The 20112-nt window shown below is 75.4% G+C and carries 22 protein-coding genes; 10 read left to right on the top strand and 12 right to left on the bottom strand.

Annotated features, from left to right (window positions below):
* Positions 1 to 33: 33 nt before the first annotated feature.
* Positions 34 to 759 (top strand): class I SAM-dependent DNA methyltransferase, encoded by a 726-nt coding sequence (locus tag AB0L25_RS33790; RefSeq protein ID WP_500176822.1) that lies wholly within the window; start codon positions 34 to 36, stop codon positions 757 to 759.
* Positions 760 to 865: 106 nt separating this feature from the next.
* On the opposite strand, the gene rfbH is transcribed toward AB0L25_RS33790, so the two are convergent.
* Positions 866 to 2185 carry a lipopolysaccharide biosynthesis protein RfbH gene (gene rfbH / locus AB0L25_RS33785; RefSeq protein ID WP_500176821.1) on the bottom strand — a complete coding sequence of 440 codons (1320 nt, stop codon included), beginning with the start codon at positions 2183 to 2185 and terminating at the stop codon, positions 866 to 868.
* A gap of 173 nt (positions 2186 to 2358) precedes the next feature.
* On the opposite strand from rfbH, the gene AB0L25_RS33780 reads away from it, so the two are divergent.
* Genes AB0L25_RS33780 through AB0L25_RS33755 form a run of 6 tightly spaced genes read left to right on the top strand, consistent with a single transcriptional unit; the run spans position 2359 to position 5010 of the window.
* Positions 2359 to 2679 (top strand): TcmI family type II polyketide cyclase, encoded by a 321-nt coding sequence (locus AB0L25_RS33780; protein ID WP_500176820.1) that lies wholly within the window; start codon positions 2359 to 2361, stop codon positions 2677 to 2679.
* 56 nt (positions 2680 to 2735) lie between these two features.
* Positions 2736 to 2993, top strand: coding sequence for a phosphopantetheine-binding protein (locus AB0L25_RS33775; RefSeq protein ID WP_026401575.1), 258 nt, complete (start codon positions 2736 to 2738; stop codon positions 2991 to 2993).
* A complete protein-coding gene (locus AB0L25_RS33770; protein ID WP_500176819.1) occupies positions 2993 to 3457 on the top strand; it encodes an SRPBCC family protein in 465 nt (154 codons plus the stop codon). Before AB0L25_RS33775 ends, AB0L25_RS33770 begins: the two co-directional genes overlap by 1 nt.
* Positions 3454 to 4230: an SDR family NAD(P)-dependent oxidoreductase gene (locus tag AB0L25_RS33765; protein ID WP_500176818.1), complete on the top strand. Its 777-nt coding sequence runs from the start codon at positions 3454 to 3456 to the stop codon at positions 4228 to 4230. The genes AB0L25_RS33770 and AB0L25_RS33765 overlap by 4 nt, the downstream gene beginning before the upstream one ends.
* Complete coding sequence (locus AB0L25_RS33760; protein WP_500176817.1) at positions 4227 to 4616, top strand: antibiotic biosynthesis monooxygenase family protein; 390 nt, start codon at positions 4227 to 4229, stop codon at positions 4614 to 4616. The genes AB0L25_RS33765 and AB0L25_RS33760 overlap by 4 nt, the downstream gene beginning before the upstream one ends.
* Positions 4591 to 5010 carry a SchA/CurD-like domain-containing protein gene (locus AB0L25_RS33755; protein WP_500176816.1) on the top strand — a complete coding sequence of 140 codons (420 nt, stop codon included), beginning with the start codon at positions 4591 to 4593 and terminating at the stop codon, positions 5008 to 5010. Before AB0L25_RS33760 ends, AB0L25_RS33755 begins: the two co-directional genes overlap by 26 nt.
* A gap of 109 nt (positions 5011 to 5119) precedes the next feature.
* On the opposite strand, the gene AB0L25_RS33750 is transcribed toward AB0L25_RS33755, so the two are convergent.
* Genes AB0L25_RS33750 through accB form a run of 3 tightly spaced genes read right to left on the bottom strand, consistent with a single transcriptional unit; the run spans position 5120 to position 8036 of the window.
* Complete coding sequence (locus AB0L25_RS33750) at positions 5120 to 6319, bottom strand: DegT/DnrJ/EryC1/StrS family aminotransferase (protein ID WP_500176815.1); 1200 nt, start codon at positions 6317 to 6319, stop codon at positions 5120 to 5122.
* Positions 6316 to 7536 carry a nucleotide disphospho-sugar-binding domain-containing protein gene (locus tag AB0L25_RS33745; protein ID WP_500176814.1) on the bottom strand — a complete coding sequence of 407 codons (1221 nt, stop codon included), beginning with the start codon at positions 7534 to 7536 and terminating at the stop codon, positions 6316 to 6318. The genes AB0L25_RS33750 and AB0L25_RS33745 overlap by 4 nt, the downstream gene beginning before the upstream one ends.
* Entirely contained in the window at positions 7533 to 8036 is a 504-nt protein-coding gene (accB, locus tag AB0L25_RS33740) for an acetyl-CoA carboxylase biotin carboxyl carrier protein (protein ID WP_500176813.1), read from the bottom strand. The genes AB0L25_RS33745 and accB overlap by 4 nt, the downstream gene beginning before the upstream one ends.
* A gap of 150 nt (positions 8037 to 8186) precedes the next feature.
* Here accB and AB0L25_RS33735 point away from each other — a divergent pair, with 150 nt between their 5' ends.
* Both AB0L25_RS33735 and AB0L25_RS33730 read left to right on the top strand, forming a co-directional pair.
* Positions 8187 to 9728: an FAD-dependent monooxygenase gene (locus tag AB0L25_RS33735; RefSeq protein WP_500176812.1), complete on the top strand. Its 1542-nt coding sequence runs from the start codon at positions 8187 to 8189 to the stop codon at positions 9726 to 9728.
* A gap of 7 nt (positions 9729 to 9735) precedes the next feature.
* Positions 9736 to 10857, top strand: coding sequence for a nucleotide disphospho-sugar-binding domain-containing protein (locus AB0L25_RS33730; protein ID WP_500176811.1), 1122 nt, complete (start codon positions 9736 to 9738; stop codon positions 10855 to 10857).
* A gap of 71 nt (positions 10858 to 10928) precedes the next feature.
* Here AB0L25_RS33730 and AB0L25_RS33725 read toward each other — a convergent pair whose 3' ends face one another.
* Genes AB0L25_RS33725 through AB0L25_RS33715 form a run of 3 tightly spaced genes read right to left on the bottom strand, consistent with a single transcriptional unit; the run spans position 10929 to position 12747 of the window.
* Positions 10929 to 11945, bottom strand: coding sequence for a hypothetical protein (locus tag AB0L25_RS33725; protein ID WP_500176810.1), 1017 nt, complete (start codon positions 11943 to 11945; stop codon positions 10929 to 10931).
* Positions 11942 to 12289 carry an antibiotic biosynthesis monooxygenase family protein gene (locus tag AB0L25_RS33720; protein ID WP_500176809.1) on the bottom strand — a complete coding sequence of 116 codons (348 nt, stop codon included), beginning with the start codon at positions 12287 to 12289 and terminating at the stop codon, positions 11942 to 11944. The genes AB0L25_RS33725 and AB0L25_RS33720 overlap by 4 nt, the downstream gene beginning before the upstream one ends.
* Positions 12286 to 12747 carry an anthrone oxygenase family protein gene (locus tag AB0L25_RS33715; RefSeq protein ID WP_500176808.1) on the bottom strand — a complete coding sequence of 154 codons (462 nt, stop codon included), beginning with the start codon at positions 12745 to 12747 and terminating at the stop codon, positions 12286 to 12288. Before AB0L25_RS33715 ends, AB0L25_RS33720 begins: the two co-directional genes overlap by 4 nt.
* A gap of 147 nt (positions 12748 to 12894) precedes the next feature.
* Here AB0L25_RS33715 and AB0L25_RS33710 point away from each other — a divergent pair, with 147 nt between their 5' ends.
* On the top strand, positions 12895 to 13701 hold the full coding sequence (locus tag AB0L25_RS33710) for an SDR family NAD(P)-dependent oxidoreductase (RefSeq protein WP_500176807.1): 807 nt from the start codon (positions 12895 to 12897) through the stop codon (positions 13699 to 13701).
* Positions 13702 to 13747: 46 nt separating this feature from the next.
* Here the strand turns inward: AB0L25_RS33710 and AB0L25_RS33705 are convergent, their stop codons facing one another.
* From AB0L25_RS33705 to AB0L25_RS33685, 5 genes are read right to left on the bottom strand one after another with little or no spacing between them, the layout of a single operon-like run.
* Positions 13748 to 14935 carry a nucleotide disphospho-sugar-binding domain-containing protein gene (locus AB0L25_RS33705; RefSeq protein WP_500176806.1) on the bottom strand — a complete coding sequence of 396 codons (1188 nt, stop codon included), beginning with the start codon at positions 14933 to 14935 and terminating at the stop codon, positions 13748 to 13750.
* Positions 14936 to 14948: 13 nt separating this feature from the next.
* Positions 14949 to 16148, bottom strand: coding sequence for a nucleotide disphospho-sugar-binding domain-containing protein (locus AB0L25_RS33700; protein ID WP_500176805.1), 1200 nt, complete (start codon positions 16146 to 16148; stop codon positions 14949 to 14951).
* 12 nt (positions 16149 to 16160) lie between these two features.
* Positions 16161 to 16874 carry an N-acyl homoserine lactonase family protein gene (locus AB0L25_RS33695; RefSeq protein WP_500176804.1) on the bottom strand — a complete coding sequence of 238 codons (714 nt, stop codon included), beginning with the start codon at positions 16872 to 16874 and terminating at the stop codon, positions 16161 to 16163.
* A 36-nt stretch (positions 16875 to 16910) separates the two neighbouring features.
* Positions 16911 to 18395 carry a sialidase family protein gene (locus AB0L25_RS33690; RefSeq protein WP_500176803.1) on the bottom strand — a complete coding sequence of 495 codons (1485 nt, stop codon included), beginning with the start codon at positions 18393 to 18395 and terminating at the stop codon, positions 16911 to 16913.
* A 38-nt stretch (positions 18396 to 18433) separates the two neighbouring features.
* Positions 18434 to 19993: an FAD-dependent monooxygenase gene (locus tag AB0L25_RS33685; RefSeq protein ID WP_500176802.1), complete on the bottom strand. Its 1560-nt coding sequence runs from the start codon at positions 19991 to 19993 to the stop codon at positions 18434 to 18436.
* Positions 19994 to 20112 lie beyond the last annotated feature (119 nt).

Raw genomic sequence — 20112 nt, 5'->3', positions numbered from 1 at the left:
CGCCCCGTGAGGACCGCGCGCGACGCTGCGGGCATGTTCCAACAGAATCTCGCCGAGGTGTACGACCTCATCTACCGGGGCCGGGGCAAGGACTACGAGAACGAGGCCGCGACGGTCTCCGAGCGGATGCGACGGCGGTGCCCGGACGCGCGGTCGCTGCTCGACGTGGCGTGCGGCACCGGGGAGCACCTGGTGCACCTCCGGAAGGAGTTCGCCGAGGTCGAGGGCCTGGAGTACACGGGGCAGATGCTCGGGGTGGCGCGCCGGAAGCTGGGCGACGACCTGCCGCTGCACTCGGGCAACATGTGCGACTTCGACCTCGGCCGCCGGTTCGACGCGGCGATCTCGATGTTCGCGTCCATCGCGTACCTGCGGACGGTCGAGCAGCTCGGCCAGGCGCTCGACTGCATCGCGCGGCACGTCGAGCACGGCGGCGTCGTCGCGGTGGAGCCCTGGTACTTCCCGGAGGACTTCCTGGAGGGGTACGTGTCCACCAGCGTCGTGAAGGACGGCGACCTGACGATCTCCCGGGTGTCGCGCACCACCCGGGACGAGCGCACCGACTGCAACGTCAACATGGAGATCCACGTGGTGCTCGCGGGGCCGGAAGGCATGCGCCACTTCACCGAAACGCAGGTGCTGTCGCTGTTCACCCGCGACCAGTACCTGGACGCGTTCACGGCGGCGGGCTGCGACGCCGAGTTCCAGGAGCCGGACGAGACGTTCGGGTGCGGCCTGTTCGTGGGGGTGCGGAAGTAGCCCCGCGGCCGACGCGCACGACGGCGGCCCCGCCGGGAGTTCCCGGCGGGGCCGCCCGCGCGTTCCGCGGCGCCCGCGTTCCCGCGGGGCCGCGGCGACCGCGGGGTCAGGCGGGCTGGCGGGCGCGGATGCGGCCGCCGACGAACTCGTGGACGGACTCCACCATGTAGTCGGTCATCTCGGGCGTGATGCCCGGGTAGACGCCGATCCAGAACGTCCGGTCGGTGATGACGTCGCTGTTGGCGAGGTCGCCGGCGATCCGGTACTCGACGTCCTGGTAGGCGGGGTGCCGGGTGAGGTTGCCGCCGAACAGCAGCCGGGTGCCGATCTGCCGCTCCTCCAGGAACGCGACGAACTCGCGGCGGGTGAACGGCGCGTCCTCGCGGATCGTGATGAGGAACCCGAACCAGGACGGGTCGCTGTCCGGCGTCGCGGACGGCAGCAGCAGCACGTCCTCGAGGTCGGCGAGGCCCTCGCGCAGCGCCGCCCAGTTGCGGCGGCGCGCCGCGCCGAACTCGGGGAGCTTCTCCAGCTGGCTCAGCCCGAGCGCGGCCTGCAGGTCGGTGCTCTTCAGGTTGTAGCCGACGTGGGAGAACGTGTACTTGTGGTCGTACCCGTACGACAGTGACCCGAGCTGGTAGTCGAACCGCTTCATGCAGCGGTTGTTCTCGCCGGGCTCGCACCAGCAGTCGCGGCCCCAGTCGCGGAACGACTCGACGATCCGGGCGAGCTTGGGGTTGCCGACGACGACGCAGCCGCCCTCCCCCATCGTGATGTGGTGCGCCGGGTAGAAGCTGGCCGTCGACATGTGCCCGAACGAGCCGGCGGGCTGCCCCCGGTAGGTGGAGCCGACCGCGTCGCAGTTGTCCTCGATCAGCCAGAGGTCGTGGTCGGCGGCGATCTGCGCGATCTCGTCGGCGGCCCAGGGGTTGCCGAGGGTGTGCGCGAGGATGATCGCCTTCGTGCGCGGCCCGATCGCTGCCGCGACCGCCTCCGGCGTGGCGTTGTAGGTGCCGAGCTCGACGTCCACGAACACCGGGGTGAGCCGGTTGTGCACGATCGGGTTGACGGTCGTCGGGAACCCGGCGGCGGCGGTGATCACCTCGTCGCCGGGGCGCAGCCGGTTCTCCACCTGCGGCGACGTCAGCGCCGACAGCGCCAGCAGGTTCGCCGACGATCCCGAGTTGGTGAGATGGGCGCGGCTGCCGCCGACCGCCCGCGCGAACCGGCTCTCGAACCGGCGCGAGTGCTGTCCCGCGGCGATCCGCAGGTCGAGGGCGGCCGCCACGAGCGCGACCCGGTCGTCCTCGTCCAGGACCGCCCCGGACGGCAGGATCGGCGTCACCCCCGGCTCGAACCGCGGCTCGGGCCGCGACCGGTGGTAGCCGCGGACGCTTTCCAACAGTGCTGCGGCGTCGCTCGTCATCGTGTGGTGCCTCCCGCTTCGGCCATGCCACCGATCGTCGCGGCGCGTCCTCGAAGGAACCTAGGGCGGCGCTGGAAGGACCCGCGCCCGGCGGTGCGACCAGTCGCCTTCGAGCGCGGCTCTAGCGCCGCCGGGTGCCCTGGGGACGAGCCCGCCGACACGAGGGAGCGCGCATGCACCGGACACTGATCGTCGCCCGGATGGAACCGGACCGGGCCGGCGACGTCGCGAAGATCTTCGCCGACTCCGACGCCACGGACCTGCCGCACATGATCGGCGTGTCCGCGCGGAGCCTGTTCCGGTTCCACGACCTGTACTTCCACCTCGTGGAGGCGGACGAGGACATCGCCCCGTCGCTGTACAAGGCGCGGAGCCACCCGCTGTACGGCGACATCAACACGCGGCTGGCCGAGCACATCCGCCCCTACGACCCGAACTGGAAAGAGCCGAAGGACGCCATGGCGGAACCGTTCTACCGCTGGACGGCGCGCTGACCCGCCCCCCGGCCGGGACGCCCGGCCGGCCACTGCGAGGGAGATCGAGAAGGACGATGAGCGAGATCACGCTTGATGACCTGCGGCGGCTCATGCGGGCCAGCGCGGGCGACGACGAGAACGTCGACCTGGACGGCGACATCCTGGACCGGTCGTTCGGCGAGCTGAGCTACGACTCGCTGGCCGTGCTGGAGCTGTCGGTGCAGCTGTTCCAGGAGTACGGCATCGAGGTGGACGACGACGTGCTGACGGGGCTCGAGACGCCCCGCGCCTTCCTGGACCACGTGAACTCGCTGAAGTCGGCGGCCGCGTGATGGCCGGGCACACCGAGAACTCGATCGTCATCGACGCACCGATGGACCTGGTCTGGGACATGACCAACGACGTCGCGTCGTGGCCGTCGCTGTTCAGCGAGTACGCCGAGGCGGAGATCCTGTCCGAGGAGGACGGGGCGATCCGTTTCCGGCTGACGATGCACCCGGACGAGAACGGCAAGCAGTGGAGCTGGGTGTCCGAGCGGCGCCCGGACCCGGCGACCCGCACCGTGCGCGCGCGCCGCGTCGAGCCCGGCAACTTCGAGTTCATGAGCATCTTCTGGGAGTACCGCGAGGTCGACGGCGGCGTGGAGATGCACTGGGTACAGGACTTCCACATGCGCCCCGAGGCGCCCGTCGACGACGCGTGGATGACCGACAACATCAACCGCAACACCCGCGTCCAGATGGAGCGGATCAAGAAGCTGGTCGAGCAGGCCGCCGCGGAACGGAGCATGCGATGACGACCGTGATCCCGGGCGGCGCCCGGCTGGTGACCGGCGGCGCCCACCTGGTGACCGGCGGCACCAAGGGCATCGGACGCGCGATCGTGCTGGGCCTGGCGGAGTCGGGCGCCGACGTCGTCGCCTGCTACTCCTCCGACGAGGACGCGGCCGAGCGGCTCCGCAAGGAGCTCGCCGAGACCGGCGGGAACCACGCGGTGGTGAAGGCCGACGTGGGCCGCGCCGCGGACGTCGAGGCGCTGCTGGAGGAGGCGAGGACCCGGTTCGGGCGGCTCGACTCGCTGATCCACAACGCCGGGATCATCAGCCACGTCCCGTTCGACAAGCTGCCGGACGACGAGTGGGGCCGGGTGATCGACACGAACCTGACCTCGGCGTTCCTGCTGGCGCAGCGGGCGCTGCCGCTGCTCGGCGAGGGTTCGTCGCTGGTGTTCGTCGGGTCGAAGGCCGCGCTGGTGGGCATCCCGCTCCGGGCGCACTACACGGCGTCCAAGTCGGCGCTGATCGGGCTCGCCCGGTCCCTGTCGAAGGAGCTGGGGCCGCGCGGGATCCGGGTGAACGTGGTCGCGCCCGGCATCGTCGACACGACCGAGCCGGACGCGGAGGACGCCGCCGACCCGGGGATGGCGGCGCGGCTGGAGGAGTACCGCAAGCGCAGCCCGCTCGGGCGGCTGGCGTCCCCGGCCGAGGTCGCGGCGGTGGCGATGTTCCTCGCGGGACCGCTGTCGTCGTTCGTCACCGGCGAGACCGTCAACGTGGACGGCGGCCTGTGACCGCGACCGGGCGCGTCCGGGTGCTGGTCTGGCACCGGCCCGGCGAGCGGGCGGACGAGCTGGCGGCGCAGTACCACCGGATCAGCCGCGCGATGGCGGGCACGCCCGGCCTGCTCGGCAACGAGCTGTGGAAGTGCGGCGACCTGCGGGTCGTGATGAGCGAGTGGGCCGACGCGGACGCGTTCGACCGGTGGGCGCGCGACGCCGAGCAGCACCGGGTCACCGCGTCGCTGCGGGAGTACCGGGCGCCGGACGACCCGCCGGCGCTGCTGTGCCGGGTCGTCGCCGGGGAAAGCGCGCGGGAGGGTGCGCGGGACGGTGCGCGGGAGGCCGCGCGGGAGAACGGAAGGGAGTCCGCCGATGCCGTACGCGGCGATCACGTATGACGTCAAGCCGGGTCACGAGGCGGAGATCCGGGACGTGTTCAGCCGGTTCCGCCGCCCGGAGTCGCCCGTCCTGCACGACGCGGACGGCGCCCCGGTGGGGATGCTGCTGGGCACGGGGCTGTTCATCCAGGGCGGCCTGATGGTCCGCGTCATCCACTACGAGGGCGGCACGGTCGAGGACGTCGCGCGGCACATGTCCGTCCAGGAGGGCGTCCACCTCATCGAGACGGAGCTGGCGCCGTACCTGGCGACGCCGCGGGAGACCGACACCACGACGCCCGAGGGGTTCGTCGCGCACTTCGAGACGGCGCTGATGGCGGAGATCCAGCAGTTCCAGCTGCCCGGCGAGATCGCCGAGCGGATCCGCGCGAAGGCGTTCGCGGGGAACGGCTGACGGTCCGGCGGACGAACGAGGCGAGGGGCCCGGCGAGATTCGCCGGGCCCCTCGGTCTCGTCCTGGTCCGCGTCCTGGTCCTCGTCCGCGTCCTCGTCCGCGTCCGGTGTCAGGCCGGGACGGGCTCCGCCATGCGGCGGGCGACATCGGCGCCGTTGCGGGCGACGAAGTCCAGCAGCCCGCACAGCGCGCCGATCTCGGCCGGGCCGACCGCGTTGCCGGTCGGGAAGGTGATCACCCGGGCGGCGAGCGCCTCGGTGTGCGGGAAGCCGGCCGGGTCCGCGGTGGCGCTGTAGGGCGCCATCCGGTGGCAGCCCGGGGAGAAGTGCGCGCGGGTGATGACGTTCTCCGCCTCGAGGACCCGCATCAGGGCGTCCCGGCCGACGCCGCAGGCCCGCCCGTCCACCTCCGCGACGACGAACTGGTGGTTGGCCCGGACGTCGGCGGGATATTCGTGCAGGGTCATCCCCGGCACGTCCCGCAGCCCCTCCCGGTACGCCGCGTGGTTGGCCCTGTTGGTGCGCAGCAGCGCGTCGAGCGAGTCCAGCGAGGTCAGGCCCATCGCGGCGCACAGCTCGTTCATCTTGGCGTTGGTGCCGACCGCCGCGACGTCCTCGCCCGCGAACCCGAAGTTGCGCAGCGACCGGGCCCGGTCGGCCAGGTCGGCGTCGTTCGTCACGAGCGCGCCGCCTTCGACGCTGTTGACGAACTTGGTGGCGTGGAAGCTGAACACCTCCGCGGCTCCGAAGCCGCCCACCGGGACGCCGTCCGCGGCGACGCCGAACGCGTGCGCGGCGTCGAACAGCAGCGCCAGCCCGTGCCGGGCCGCGACCTCCTCCAGCTCGCGCGGGAAGCACGGCCGCCCCCACACGTGGACGGCCAGGATGCCCGTGGTCCGCGGGGTGACGGCGCGCTCCACGGCGGCCGGGTCCAGGTTGCCGGTGACGGGGTCGACGTCGCACAGCACCGGTGTCGCGCCCGTCCAGCCGAGGACGTGCGGCGTCGCCGGGTAGGTGAACGACGGCACGATGACCTCGCCGGTCAGTCCCAGCGCCCGGACGGCGACCTGGAGGCCGATCGTCGCGTTGCACATCGCGACGCAGTGCTCGACCCCGGCCAGCGCCGCCACCCGGCGCTCGAACTCCACCACCAGCGGGCCGTTGTTGGTGAGCCACCGGCGGTCCAGGACGCCCCGGACCCGGTCCAGGAACGCCTCGGTGTCGCCGAGGTTCGGCCGCCCGGTGTGCAGGGTCTCGCCGAACAGGGGGTCCCCGCCGAAGATCGCGAGGTCCGAGAGGGTGCGCTTCACGGAATCTCTCCTTCGCCGTGCGCGGGTTCGCCGTGCGCGAGCCGTTCCAGCGTCCGGACGGCGGCGGCCGGGGACGGCCGGCCCCGCATCTCGGCGGCCAGCCCGCGCGCCGCGGCGGCCGCCGACGGATCGGTGCGCAGCCGGGCGACGCCGTCGCGCAGCGCGTCCGGGGTCGTCTCGTCCGGGACGAGGAACGCGCCCGCCCCGGACTTCTCCAGCGGGATCGCGTTGACCACCTGGTCGGGGGTCTGCACGACCGCGAGCTGCGGGACGCCGTGCAGCGCCACCGTCAGAGTCGTCCCAGCGCCGCCCTGGTGGACGACGGCGGAGCAGCCCGGCAGCAGCGCGTCCAGCGGCGCCGACTCCACGAGCCGGACGCCGTCCGGGACGTCCGGGACGAGCGCCCGCTGGTCGGGGGTGACCGCGAACACCACCTCGGCGTCCGGCCCGGCGAGCGCGGCGACCACCTCGGGCAGCCGGGCCGCGTGCTCCGCGCTGAACTTGGCGGTGGTGGTGCCCCAGCTCACCAGGACGCGGGGGCGGTCCGGCGGGTCGAGCGTCCAGCCCGGCAGGTTCGGCTGCCCGCTGTACGGGACGTACCGGACGTGCAGGCGGCGCAGCGGCGCGGGGAACTGCAGCGCCCCCGGCACGGGGTCGACGGTGAGGTCGCCGAGCGGGTCGATGCGGTCCACGCCGAACCGGTCGGCGAGGGGCTGCGCCGCCGCGGACTCGAGGTCGGCGATGTCCACGTTGAAGTCCGGCCCGAACAGCGACCGGACGGCGGGCACGCCGACGAGCCCGGCGACCAGCGGGCCCGCGTAGGTGAGCGGGTCGTGCACCACGAGGTGCGGGCGCCACCGGCGCGCCACGTCCAGCAGGTCGTCGGCCATCAGGTCGGCGATCTCGGCGAACTTCGCGAACCCCTGCCGGACGCGGGCGCGCTTCGCCTCGTTCCACGCCGCCGGCGGCTCGGCGTCGCGGGTCACCCGCAGCCCGGCGTGCTCGGCGCGGTGGTAGCCGACGATGTCGAGGTCGGATCCCACGACGGCCGCCGGGTGCCCGGACCGGGCGATCGTCTCGGCGAGCGCGGGCTGGCTCGCGATCAGCACCTGGTGCCCGGCGGCGCGGAACGCCCACGCCAGCGGCACCATCGGGAAGTAGTGCGACGGCCACGCCCAGGTGGTGAACAGGACCCGCAGCGGCCCGCCCGGGTTCACGCGGCCCTCCCGGCCTCGTCCGGTTCGGCGGCGATCGCGAACAGCGGCTGGTCGTACTCGACCGGGGAGCCGTCCTCGACCAGCACCTCCAGGATGCGGCCGGGCCGGTCGGCGTTGACCGGGCTGAGCAGCTTCATCGCCTCGATGATCGCGATCTGGCTGCCCGCCGCGACCACGTCGCCCTCGGCGACGAAGCTGTCGGCGCCGGGCGCGGGCGCGCGGTAGAAGGTGCCGACCATCGGGGCGCGCAGGTACTCCCGGCCGTCCTCCGGTTCGGCGGCGGGCTCGGCGGCGGGGACGACCGCGGGGCCGCCCGCCCCCGCCGCCGGGGCGGCGGCCGCGGCGGCCGGTGCGGCCGCCGGCTCCGGCCACTCGAGCTCCAGCCGGGTCTCCCCGCTCTGGAGGCTGAGCCGCCGGACCGGGCCCGGCAGGCTCGCCAGCAGCTCCGCCGAGCGTCGGCACAACGTTTCGACGACGTCCTGAGGTTCTTCGCCATCCATGGATCCCGAGAGTGCCGGACCCGGTTCGCGGGCCGCTCGAAGGAAGCTGGACGCCGGCGCGGACCCAGCGAAGCTCCAGCCGGGCTCGAACCGGGCCGGTGAGACTGCCGCCGCGCGCGTCCGCCCGCGGCGCGGCACGGGAGGGAGCGAATGGAACGGACCTCGGTTCTCATCGCGGGAGGCGGCCTGACCGGCCTGTCGGCCGCCGCCTTCCTTGCCTGGCACGGCGTTCCGGTGACGCTGCTGGAACGCCGGACGGGCGCGCTCGCGCACCCCCGGGCGCGGGCGGTGAACCCGCGCACCGTCGAGCTGTACCGGCGGCTCGGCATCGAACCGGCGATCCGCGCCGCCTGCACCTACGAGCTGGGCGGCGACTCGCTGCTGGTCCGCGCGGAGACCCTCGCCGGACCGGAGCTGCGGCGGGTGCCGCTGGAATCGGAGACCGCGGACGAGCGGATCGGGCCGTGCGCGTGGGCGACCATCTCGCAGGACCGGCTCGAGGCGATCGTCGCGGACCGCGCGGCGGAACTGGGCGCGACGCTCCGGTTCGGGCACGAGCTGACCGGTTTCACCGACACCGGCGACGGCGTCGTCGCGACCGTCCGGACCGCCGACGGCGGCGGGTACCGCGTCGCCGCCGACCGGCTCGTCGGCGCGGACGGGCACCGCAGCCCGGTCCGCGCCGCGCTCGGCGTCGGGTCGGACGGGCCCGGGTCGCTCGGCCACACCGCCACGTTCGTGTTCCGCGCCGACCTGGAGCCCGTGCTGCGCGGCCGCCGGATCGACATCGCGAACCTGGACCGCCCCGCCCCCGGGACCGTCCTGCTGCGGCACGACGCCGCGGACGGCTGGGTGCTCAGCGTCCCGTTCCGGCCCGAGCACGGCGAGTCCCTCGCCGACTTCGACGAGGCGCGGTGCGTCGCGGCGGTGCGGGCGATGGCCGGGCTCCCGGACGCGGCCGTCGCGCTCGTCCCGCAGCTCCCGGACGGCACCACGGTGCTCGGCTACGAGATCGCGGCGCGGGTCGCCGACCGGTTCCGGGCGGGGCGGGTGCTGCTGGCCGGCGACGCCGCGCACGTCATGCCGCCGAGCGGCGCGCTCGGCGCCAGCACCGGCGTGCAGGACGCGCACAACCTCGCGTGGCGGCTCGCCGCGGCCGCCGGCGCCCCGGCGCGCCGGGCGGACGCCCTGCTGGACGGGTACGACGCCGAGCGGCGGCCGGTCGCGTGGCTGACGCTCGCGCAGGCCCTGCACCAGCTCCACGTCCGGACCGGGCGGGACGTGCCGGGCCGCCCGGACAGCGCCGCCTCCTACCAGGCGGTGATCTTCGGCTACCGGTACGGGACGGGCGGCGGCCCGGCGGCCGTCGAGCCCGCGGAACTGTCCGGCGAACCGGGCACCCGCGCGCCGCACGTCCCGCTGGAGCTGGCCGGCCGCCCGGTGTCCAGCCTCGACCTGTACGGGCCGGAGCACACGCTGGTCACCGGCCCGGAGGGCGCGCACTGGGCGAAGGGCGCCGGGCCGGACGTCCGGACGTTCGTCCTGGGCGTGGACGTGGAGGACCCGGGCGGGACGTTCCCGGCCCGGCACGGGCTGCCCCCGGACGGCGCGGTGCTGGTGCGCCCGGACGGGTTCGTGGCCTGGCGGTCGACCGACGGCGGGACCCTGCCCGCCGTCCCGGTGGAGGAGTGAGGAAGCGATGCGGGTGCTGATGACGACGTGGGCGACCGCGTCGCACTATCTGCCGATGGTCCCGCTCGGCTGGGCGCTGCGCGCCGCCGGGCACGAGGTCCGGGTGGCGTGCCAGCCGTCCTTCGCGGAGTACGTCGCGGGCACCGGGCTGCATCCGGTGGTGATCGGCGAGGACGTCGACGCGGGCGTGTTCTGGCGCGGCGCGTCGGTCGACGACGCCCCGGCGGCGCGGTCGGCCCGCGCGGTGACGATGTTCGCCACGGTCGGCGAGCGGCTGGCCGACGGCGTCACCCGGTTCGCGCGGGACTGGCGCTGCGACGCGGTGGTGTACGAGCCGCGCGCCTACGCCGGGCTCGTCGCGGCGGCGCGGCTCGGCGTCCCGGCCGTCCGCCACCTGTACGGGGTGGACTACACGTACGCGCGGCACCCCGACGAGCGGGACCTGCTCGACCCGGTGTGGGCGCGGCTCGGCCTCACCGCCGTGCGCCCGCACGGCGACCTGACCGTCGACCCGTGCCCGCCGACCCTGCAGATCCCGGGCGCCGGGAACGCGCACGCCGTCCGGCACGTCCCGTACAACGGGCCGGAGACGGTCCCCGGGTGGCTCGCGGAGCCGCCGGCGCGGCGCCGGGTCTGCGTCACGTGGGGGACGACCTTCGCGAAGACGGCCGGTCACCTCGACCCGCTGCGCGCCGTCCTCGCGGGCGTCGCGGACCTCGACGCGGAGATCGTGCTGGCGATCGCGAAGGGGCAGCGGGACCTGGTGGAGCCGGTCCCGGACGGCGTCCGGGTCGTGGAGTCGATGCCGCTGAGCCTGCTGCTGCCGGGCTGCTCGCTGGTGGTGCACCAGGGCGGGCCGGGGACGGCGCTGGCGGCGGTCGCGGCGGGCGTCCCGCAGGTGACGATCCCGTCGATCGGGGACCAGCCGCTCAACACCGAGCGGCTCGAGGCGGCGGGCGCCGCGCGCGGCATCGCGTTCGCCGAGCTGTCGCCCGCCACGGTCCGGACCGCCGCGGCGGCGGTGCTGGACGACCCCGCGTACGCGGCGGCCGCGGCGGCGCTGCGGGCGGAGAACGCGGCGCAGCCCGCCCCGGCGACGGCGGTGGACCGCGTCCTCGCCATGGTCTGACGGCGCGGGAACGGCGGAAGCGGCCGGTGGGAGGTCCCACCGGCCGCTTCCGGCGTCTCGCCGGGTCCGGGTCAGCGCAGGTCGATCACACTGGTCATGCCGGTCGCGGCGGCGTCCAGAAGGGTGTCGGAGTCGCGCAGCCAGGAGAACAGCCCGTAGGTGTCCGGGGGCATCTCGTACCCCATGATGATCTGCTTGTCCGGGGACAGCGCGAGCATCCCGCCGATGGAGTCGCCGAAGGGGCGCGGCGGCAGCGGGCGGCCGTCCAGCTGGGCGTCGAAGTACGCGCGGACGTCACGGTGCGTCGCGCCGTCCCGCAGGTCCATGAACACGGTCTCCTGCGGCTGCCGGGTGTGGTTGATCACCCACACCCGGCCCTGCGCGGGCAGCCGGCGCGGGGCGATCATGACGTCGCGCCCGCCGGCCTCGGTCATGTAGACCAGGCCGTCGATGCGCGGCAGCCGGGCCGGCCGGTACTCCTCGGTGATGTCCAGCCAGCCGAAGACCGACGGCTCCTGCGCCCGCACGGCGGCCTTCGCGGCCGGGAGGCCGTCCGGGGTCGGCGCCGCGACCTCCGCGGGGGCGCCGCCGGCCGCGGCCGCCGGTTCGGGGGCGCCCTGGGGGCCGGGGATGGCCAGCGAGCCGAAGTAGTACGTTCCAGGCGTCAGCGTCTGGGTCAGCTCCAGCGGCTTGCCCGGGTACACCTTCGCGCCGCCCGACCACTCGACGTAGCGGTAGAGGTTCTTCATCGCGGCGCGCGCCACCTCGGGGTCGTCGGAGCCGCGCTCCGCGTTCCAGGTGACGAACTGCTCGATCGTCGCGCCGTCCAGCAGCTTGTAGACGTTCCACCAGTAGCCGTGCGCGCCCTCGGCGGTCACCCGGAAGGTGACCGGGCCGCCGGGCCGCGGGTTCGGGCCGGGCACGACGAAGCCCTGCGGCGTGACGTGCACGTTCAGGACGGGCGCCGGGTCGAGGCGGGACGGCTTGGCGGGCGCCGACTGCGCGGGCGCCGCCAGGCCGACCGCCGCGACCGCGAGCAGCACGGCCAGTGCCGCCGCCCGCGCCGTGGTCAACCAGGTCCGGGTCATGGGATGGGGATCTCCTTGTCTTCGGGCGGCGCGGCGGGATATTCCGCCGCCAGGACGAACAGGTGGTGGTGGCCGCCGGGGCGGTCGCGGTCCTGGAACGGGCGCAGCGGCGACGGGTGCCCCGCCGCGCGGTGCCGCTCCTCCCAGGCCCGGTAGTGCTCGACGCTCGTCCAGTCCATGAGCAGGACGCGCGCCGCGGGGTCCCCCGGGACGTCCAGCAGCTCGGTGCCCAGCAGCCCGGGGACGTCCGCGAGGTCGCGGGCGGCGGCCCGGTAGGCGGTCTCGACCGCGTCGGGGCGGCCGTCCGGAACCCGGTGGTGGACCAGCACCCGCGCCCGGCTCACAGCAGGACCCCGACGAGCGCCGTGTTCACCGTGAGGCCGAGGACCGCGAGGATCGTGCGGACGAGGTTCCAGTTCCGCCACCGGACGCGCGGCTCCATGCTGTCGAAGTCGTCCGGCAGCGCGGCCGGGTCCAGGCCCGCCACCCACCGGTTGATCGGCACGTTCTTGGTGACCGACACGATCACCACGGAGGCGTACAGGAGCACGGCCGCCCCGGCCATGGCGCGGGTCGCGCCGTCGTCCCCGACCGCCGCCAGCAGCGCGTCGCAGACCAGCGCCGTCAGCAGGCAGATCGGCATGAACGGGTCGAACCGCGTGACGAGGAACTTGTGGACCGGCAGGTAGCTGTCGGCGGGCAGCGCGAGCAGCATCGGCGCCCCGCCGAGCGCGGACAGCACCAGTGCTCCCGCGGCGAGGCCGCCGGCGAGCAGCGCCACCGGCAACAGAATCTCGATCATCGTCACCGTCCCGTGCGGAAAGGGCGCCCGGCCTTCTGCGGGCGGCACCGCGGATCAGCGTTCCGCGCACCGCTCGAAAACGGCTAGAGGACAATTGGAGAAAAGCATTCCTGGACGATTCGAAATTCGCGTGGTTATGTTTCTCGGGTGACTCGCTACAGGACCGCACTCATCACCGGGGCGTCGGGCGGGCTGGGCGCCGCCTTCGCCCGCGCGCTCGCCGCCGGCGGCACCTCGCCGGTCCTGGTGGCGCGGCGCGCGGACGCGCTGACGGAGCTGGCGGACGGGCTCTCCGCCGCGCACGGCGTCACCGCCGAACCCCTGCCGGCCGATCTGGCGGACCCGTCCGGGCTGGCCGCCGTCGAGGCCCGGCTGAGCGACCCCGAACGCCCGGTCGACCTGCTGGTGAACTGCGCCGGGATCGTCGGCGGCATCGGCCCGCTCCCGCACCAGGACCCGGCGGCGCTGGACGCGCTCGTCGCGCTGAACGTGACGGCGGCGGTCCGGCTGACCCGCGCCGCGGTCGGGCCGATGGCGGCGCGAGGCCGCGGCGGGGTGCTGAACGTCGCCTCGACCGGCGCGTTCGCGCCCGCGCCCGGCGGCGCGGCCTACGGGGCCAGCAAGGCGTTCCTCGTGGCGTTCAGCGAGTCGGTGCACGGCGAGGTGACGTGGCTGGGCGTGCACGTGACGGCGCTGTGCCCGGGCGCCGTCCGCACCGGCGTCCACGACGCGTCCGGGCACCGGGGCAAGCGGATCGGCCGGGTGCTGGAGGCCGACGACGTGGTCCGGGAGGGTCTGGCGGCGGTGGCGGCCGGGCGCCCGATCCACGTCCCGGGCCTCGACTACCGGGCCCGCGCGCGGCTCGCCCGGCTCGCGCCCGCCCTCGTCCGGCGGCGCCGCTACACCACCTGGGGACGCCGTACCGCGCGGGCGCTCGCCGAGCCCCGCGCATGACGTCCGTCCCGCCCGGCCGCGGCCGGGCGGGACGGACGCCGCGCGGTCAGGCCGCCAGTTCCTCCATCGCCCGCACCGCGTCCGGCATGCGCGGCAGCCGCTCCATGTCGTCGGCGAGCGCGCGGGCCTGCCGGCGGAACGACGAATCGGGCTCCAGAATACGCGCCGCGTTTTCCCGAATTGTTTCCGCGTCGGCTTCGTCCGGCCGCAGGAAAACGCCCGCGCCGGACGAGCAGAACGTGCGCGCCGTGAGGAGCGTGTCGGGCATCAGCGGGAGGATGAGCTGCGGCACCCCGTAAAGCGCGGCGGTGTGGCTCGTCCCGGAGCCGCCGCGCTGCACCACCAGGTCGCAGGTGGGCAGCAGCACGTCCAGCGGGACGGACTTCGCGATCGTCACCTCCGGCGGCAGGTCCGGCAGCAGGTGCTCCTGGCGGGCGGCGATCGCGATGACCAGTTCGGCGTCCAGCGACAGCATCGCCTCGAGCACGTTCGGCGGCAGGAACGCCGTCTCCCCCACCATCCGGTCGGTGGTGGTCCCCCAGGTCAGGCAGACCCGGGGACGCCCGGACCGGCCGGGCTCGTGCGCCGCCGGCGGGACGACCGGCAGCGCGTTGTAGGGCACGAACCGGATGTGCTGCCGCCGCACCGGCGCGTCGATCTGGACGTACGGCGGGCACGGGTCGACGGTCAGGTCGCCGAGCGTGCTCTCCGGCCGGTCCAGCCCGAGCGACTCCAGCAGCGGGTCGAGGACGTCGGTGTGCTCGGGCCGGATCGCGGCCGACAGGTCGGGCCCGAACAGGCTCCGCACCGCCGGGACGCCCAGGTCGTCCGCCACCAGGACGCCCGCCCACGCGAGCGGGTCGTACACGACCGCGTCCGGCCGCCAGTCGCGGGCGTAGTCGAGCAGGCCGGGCGTCATGGCGGCGGCGATCGCCGTGTAGTGCTCCATGACGGCGCGGCTGCGCGCGGCGTGCCGCTCGGCCAGCTCGGCCTCGCCGCGCGCGTGGTCGTTCTCGTAGTCCATCACGGTGACGATCCGCTCCTGGAAGTCCCCGACGATGTCGAAGTCCTCCCCCGCGGTGACGGCGGGCAGCCCGGACGCCACGATCGACGGCACCAGGTCGGACGGCGCCGCGAAGCGGACGTCGTGCCCGGCGACCCGGGCGGCCCAGGCGAGCGGGACCATCGGGTAGAAGTGCGTGGTCCAGGCCCAGCTGGTGAACAGGATGCGCATGGCGGGCTCCTCCTCAGGCGGGCACGGCCCGCTGCGCGAGCCGCTCCAGGTCGGCGACGATCTCCCAGGGGGCGGGCTGCGCGGCCAGCTCGGCGCGGAGCCGCGCCGCCGCCGCGCCGAACGACGGGTCGGTCAGCAGCCGCCGCACCAGCGGGCCGGTCCCGGCGCGGACGGCCGCGGCGCCGCCGTCGCGCGGCAGCAGCATCAGCCCGGCGCCGCTCGCCTCGACCCGCAGCGCGTTGCGCACCTGGTCGGGCGAGAGCGCGACGACGAGCTGCGGCACGCCCGCCGCGACCGCGCCCAGCGTGCTGCCGCTGCCGCCGTGGTGGACGACCGCCGCGCAGGTCGGCAGGATCGCGTGCAGCGGCACCTGCTCCAGCTCCCGCACGCCGTCCGGGACCGGGCCGAGCAGCTCCGCCTGGTCCGCGGCGCGCGCGACGAGCACCTCCGGGTCGTCCCCGGCGAGTTCCGCCGCGACCGACGCGACGGCCTCGCGCAGCCAGAACGCGTCGGGCCGTCCCATCCGGGACATCGCGGTGCCCCAGGTGACGAGCACCCGGGGCCGGGCGGCGGGGGCGTCGAGCCAGCGCGGGATCTCGCCGGGGCCGTTGAACGGGACGTACCGGACGGGCCGGTGGTCGGGCGTGCCCGCCTCCCGCAGCGACACCGGGCCGGGGTCGAGCGTCAGCTCCCCGCCGAGGTCCACCTCGGTCAGCCCGAACCGCTCCCACAGGGGGGTGAGCAGCCGCCGGTGCAGGTGCTCGACGGGCGCGGTGACGTCCGGTCCCCACAGGTGCCGGACGGACGGGACGCCGAGCACGGCCGCGACCAGCGCGCCCGCCGCGGCCGTCGGCTCGTGCACGACGAGGTCGGGGCGCCACGACCGGGCGAACGCCACGAGATCGTCCGCCATCCGGTCGGCGATGCCGGCGAAGACGCCGACGACCGCCTCCGCGTCCGCCTCGGCCGCCGCCGGCTCGCGGTCGCTCCAGTCGATGTCGTACATCGGCCCGACCCGCTCGGCGAACAGCGGCGCGACGTCGCCGTCCGGCCCGCACACCACGATCTGGTGCCCGGACCGGCCGACGGCGTCGGTGAGCCCGGGACCGGACGCGATCCGCACCTCGTGGCCCGCGCCGCGCAGCGCCCAGGCGAGCGGCGCCAGGACATGGAAGTTCGTCGGCCACGGGACCGTCACGAACAGCACGCGCATCTGTCGTCCCCTTCAGGAGTAGTAGGCGGGCCCGGTCGTCAGCTCGGGCCACTGCTCGGCGCAGTGCCCGTGCACCACGAGCGCGCCCGTCGCCTCGGCCAGGTCCATCAGCCGTGCGGTGGCGGCGCGGGTGGCGGGCTCGTCCTGGTCGAACGGGTACATCGGGCGCGTCTCGGCGTCCCGGGCGGCCCGCTCGGGGATCGCGTCGACCGCGAGCAGCACGGGCCCGGTGTCGGGCAGCCGCACCAGCAGCGACTGGTGCCCGGCGATGTGCCCGGACGTCTCCAGCAGGTCGATCCCGCGCAGCAGTTCGGTGTCTCCCTCGACGCGGCGGTACTTCAGCTCGGGGCGGTCCCAGGCGGAGCGCGTCATCTCCAGCCGGGGCACCGTCCCCGACAGCGCCAGCTCGTGGTGCTCGCGCTGGATGACGAACTCGGCGTCCGGGAACGCGTCGTGGTTGCCGGCATGGTCGGGGTCCAGGTGCGAGCAGACGACCATGTGGACGTCCTGCGGCGCGAGCCCGACCTCGGCCAGCCGGGACACGACGTCCTCCCCGGCCTCGACGCGGATGGGCTCCGGGGACCCGGGCGCGTACCGGCCGGCGCGCGCCCGGGGGTAGCCGGTGTCGACGAGGACGTTCACGCCGTCGTCGGTCTGGATGAGGTAGCAGGCGATCGGGGCCCCGGTGGCCACGAGCGTCCCGGTGCGGAACAGGTACAGGCGCATGTCGGCTCCTCGCGGATGAGGGTGGCGGTGCTGGTGTCAGCGGGCGCGGTGCGGCCGGGTCACGACGACGCCGGTGGGGTCGCCGGGGGCGCCGCCGGTGACGAGCGCGGCGACGAACCCGCGTCCGGCGTGCGCGAGCCCGGTGTAGGTGCCGATGTAGGGGCCGCCGAACCAGTACGGCGCCGCGGCCAGGTCGGCCGGCGCGGCGAGCCGCCGTTCGGTCCACTCCCCGGTGGCGGCGCAGTCGTCGCCGCGGCAGGTCGCGAGCCACACCGCGGCGGGCGCGCCGGCCTCGGGGGTGTTGCCGCGGAAGTCGTAGTAGCCGACCCCGACGGTGCCGTCCGAGGAGACGTCGACCTGCGGCAGGAACGCCTGCCCGGAGCCGTACTCGTCCGAATCCGGCGTGAGGTTCGCCTTGCGGCGCGGCGTCCAGGTGGCGCCGCCGTCCTCGGACGCGGACAGGCCGACCGCGCTGAGGCTCCGCGACAGCCCCGCCTCGCCCCACACGACGTAGACCCTGCCGGTGCGGTCGTCCACGGCGATGTCGGGGACGGAGCCGGGCGCCATCATCGGGACGTACGGCGGGTGGTCGGGCAGGATCGGCGTGTTCATCTCGACGTCGGCGACGGTGACGGGGTCGCTCCACGTCGCGCCGCGGTCGGCCGAGCGCAGCACCCGGACCCGTTCGGGCAGGTCGCCGGGGTGCGGGCCGCCGCCCACCGGGTGCTCGTTCTCGAGGAACACGGTGACGAGGCGGCCGTCGGGCAGCACCACGACCTGCCCGCCGAACGTGCCCGCGCCGGGCGTCTCGGGACGGTGGATCGAACGCGGCTCGGCGAACGTCCGCCCGCCGTCGTCGCTGACGGCCAGCAGCAGGTCGTGGGTGCCGGCCTCGACGTCCCGCCGGTTCCACACGGCGTACACGCGCCTCGGGTCGCGGGGGTCGACGGTGACGGTCGACTTGTCGTTGAAGTAGCGGGGGCGCGGGTCGTTCGTCAGGGCGACGGGGTCGCTCCAGGTGCGGCCGCCGTTCCACGACCGGCTGACGACGACGCCCGTCGCGTCCTGCCCGGTGGCGCTGACGGTCGCGTACAGGACGCCGCTCGGCCCGAACGCCACCCACGGGTTGGTGGCGCGGCCGTTGGCGCCGCCCGCGCAGGCGCCGACGCCCGGCAGGACGGTGCGCCGCCAGGTGCGGCCGCCGTCGGCGGTGGAGGCGACGACGATGCCGCGCGAGCTGCCGCTCGCCCACAGGTCCTGCCGGTAGGCGACGGCCCGCCGCCACGGGCGGCGCGGATCGACGGCGATGTGCGACTCGGACTCGGCGTGCAGGGTGAAGGTGTCGCCGGGGGTCTGGTCGGCGGTGCAGTCCGCGAACGGGCTCGGCCCGTCGAGGCGCCGCTCGGGCGACCATCCGGGGCCGGCGGCCGCCGCGGGCGGCGCGGCGACGAGCGCCCCGGCCAGTGCGGCGGCGGTGACGGCCGCACCGGTGCGGCCGGTACGGGATCGGGGTCGGGACACGGGGCGGCTCCTTGCTCTCGGGCGCGGGGTCGGGGCGGTCAGGCGAAGACGCGGCCGAGGTAGCCGCGCAGCGCGGTGAGGTCGTGCAGCGGGCCGCGGAACCCGATGTGGCCGTCCGGGCGGACGACGTACACCCTGGGCTCGTCCGCGCCGACGGCGCGGTGCAGGACGCCGTCCGGGTCGGCGGTCTCGCCGGGGCGGGGCTCGCCGGGGGTCAGCAGGCAGGTCCGCAGCTCCGGGTAGGCGTCGGCGAGGGCGCGCACCCGGACGGTGTCGGTGCCGGGGCCGTCCAGGCCGGCGAGCCCGGTGAGCGCGACGAGCGCCCAGTCGGCGCCGAGCGTCTCCGACAGCGGGCCCCGGGCGCCGTCCGGTCCGCGCACGGGCGGGTCCGGGAGCCGCTCCCCGGCGGCGGGGCCGGGCAGGTCGGCGGCGTCGCGGCACAGCTCCCCCGCCGGGTAGCGGACGGGCGGCTGGGTGCGGACGTCGTGGGTGGCGGTGCGGACGCGCGGGCCGTGCAGCGCCTCGGCGTCCGGGTGGGTGCCGTAGGCGAGGATGCGGGACGCGTGCTCGATGGTGGCGCGGGCGACGGCGCGCCGCTCGTGGTCGTAGGCGTCGAGCACCGCCTCGCCGGTGACGCCGCGCTCGACGTCGGCGAGCTTCCAGGCGAGGTCGTGGGCGTCCTGCACGCCGCCGTTCAGCCCGTGCACGGGCATCGGCACGGTCTTGGCCGTCTCGCCGACCACGAAGCAGCGGCCGGAGCGGAACCGCCCGGCGAGGCCGCGCGCGGGACGGGACCGCCAGACCGGCCCCGCGTACCGGGGGTCGCCGGTCATCCCCGTGACCTCGCGGACCGTCCCGGCCAGCACGGACCAGTCCGGCGCCGACCAGTCGGCGGGGTCCGGGTCGGGCTCCATGGTGAAGAGGCGGTGGCGGCCGTCCGGCAGCGGGACGAACCCGATGTTGCGGTGGTCCGCGAGGAAGATGTGCTCCTCCTCGGGCGGCAGCGGGAGCACGCCGCCGAGGTCGACGTCCAGGTGGAACATGCGGACGCCGGGGACCGCCTCGCCCGACCAGCCGAAGCCGAGGGCGGTGCGCAGCCCGTCGTCCGCCGCGCCCTGCGCGAGCACGACCCACCGGACGCGGATCCGCTCGACGCCGCCGGGGCGCCGCAGCTCGACGTCGGCGCCGTCCGCGTCCTGGCGGACGGACGCGGCGAGCACCGGGCGCTCCACCGGGACGCCGCGCGCGGCGAGCGCACGGGTCAGGACGTCCTCGGTGACCGGCTGCGGCAGGGTCAGCGGCAGCGGCCAGCGGCCGTCCTCGTCGGCCATGGAGTGCGCGAAGGACTCCCCGCCGAGGTGGAACACCTTGCGGCGCAGGGTCACGGCGGAGCGGGCCAGCTCGCCGACCGGCGCGCCCGCCCGGTGCAGGACGCCCAGGGTGCGGGGCCACAGCATGTAGCAGCCGGTCGCGGCGGCCGGCCGGGGCGTCCGGTCCACCACGCGGCACGGCACCCCGCGCCGGGTCAGTTCCAGGGCGGCGGTCAGGCCCGCGGGGCCCGCGCCCACGATGAGCACGGCGGTCGCTGCGTCGGTCATGGCCGGGACGCTAGGAACGCCGGATCGAGACCCGGTCGAGGGCGGCTGGGGCGAGCGGTCCTCGACCCGCCTTCAAGCCCGGCCGCCCAGCATCGGCGCCGGAGACCGACACCGAGGAG

Origin of the sequence: Spirillospora sp. NPDC052242 (assembly GCF_040679555.1) — a bacterium.
In the GTDB taxonomy this organism is placed as follows: domain Bacteria; phylum Actinomycetota; class Actinomycetes; order Streptosporangiales; family Streptosporangiaceae; genus Spirillospora.
The sequence above is the reverse complement of the archived record's forward strand: the minus strand, read 5'-3'. Positions and strand labels throughout refer to the sequence as shown.

Bases quoted from the DNA above. Each gene is read 5' to 3' on its own strand.
- AB0L25_RS33755 (WP_500176816.1), top strand. From the start codon at position 4,591: ATGCCGTACGCGGCGATCACGTATGACGTCAAGCCGGGTCACGAGGCG.
- AB0L25_RS33775 (WP_026401575.1), top strand. From the start codon at position 2,736: ATGAGCGAGATCACGCTTGATGACCTGCGGCGGCTCATGCGGGCCAGC.
- AB0L25_RS33715 (WP_500176808.1), bottom strand. From the start codon at position 12,747: ATGATCGAGATTCTGTTGCCGGTGGCGCTGCTCGCCGGCGGCCTCGCC.
- AB0L25_RS33780 (WP_500176820.1), top strand. From the start codon at position 2,359: ATGCACCGGACACTGATCGTCGCCCGGATGGAACCGGACCGGGCCGGC.
- AB0L25_RS33700 (WP_500176805.1), bottom strand. From the start codon at position 16,148: ATGCGCGTGCTGTTCGTGACGGTCCCGTGGCCGACGAACTTCCATGTC.
- rfbH (WP_500176821.1), bottom strand. From the start codon at position 2,185: ATGACGAGCGACGCCGCAGCACTGTTGGAAAGCGTCCGCGGCTACCAC.
- AB0L25_RS33705 (WP_500176806.1), bottom strand. From the start codon at position 14,935: ATGCGCATCCTGTTCACCAGCTGGGCCTGGACCACGCACTTCTACCCG.
- AB0L25_RS33685 (WP_500176802.1), bottom strand. From the start codon at position 19,993: ATGACCGACGCAGCGACCGCCGTGCTCATCGTGGGCGCGGGCCCCGCG.
- AB0L25_RS33735 (WP_500176812.1), top strand. From the start codon at position 8,187: ATGGAACGGACCTCGGTTCTCATCGCGGGAGGCGGCCTGACCGGCCTG.
- AB0L25_RS33765 (WP_500176818.1), top strand. From the start codon at position 3,454: ATGACGACCGTGATCCCGGGCGGCGCCCGGCTGGTGACCGGCGGCGCC.
- AB0L25_RS33695 (WP_500176804.1), bottom strand. From the start codon at position 16,874: ATGCGCCTGTACCTGTTCCGCACCGGGACGCTCGTGGCCACCGGGGCC.
- AB0L25_RS33730 (WP_500176811.1), top strand. From the start codon at position 9,736: ATGCGGGTGCTGATGACGACGTGGGCGACCGCGTCGCACTATCTGCCG.
- AB0L25_RS33790 (WP_500176822.1), top strand. From the start codon at position 34: ATGTTCCAACAGAATCTCGCCGAGGTGTACGACCTCATCTACCGGGGC.
- accB (WP_500176813.1), bottom strand. From the start codon at position 8,036: ATGGATGGCGAAGAACCTCAGGACGTCGTCGAAACGTTGTGCCGACGC.
- AB0L25_RS33770 (WP_500176819.1), top strand. From the start codon at position 2,993: ATGGCCGGGCACACCGAGAACTCGATCGTCATCGACGCACCGATGGAC.
- AB0L25_RS33725 (WP_500176810.1), bottom strand. From the start codon at position 11,945: ATGACCCGGACCTGGTTGACCACGGCGCGGGCGGCGGCACTGGCCGTG.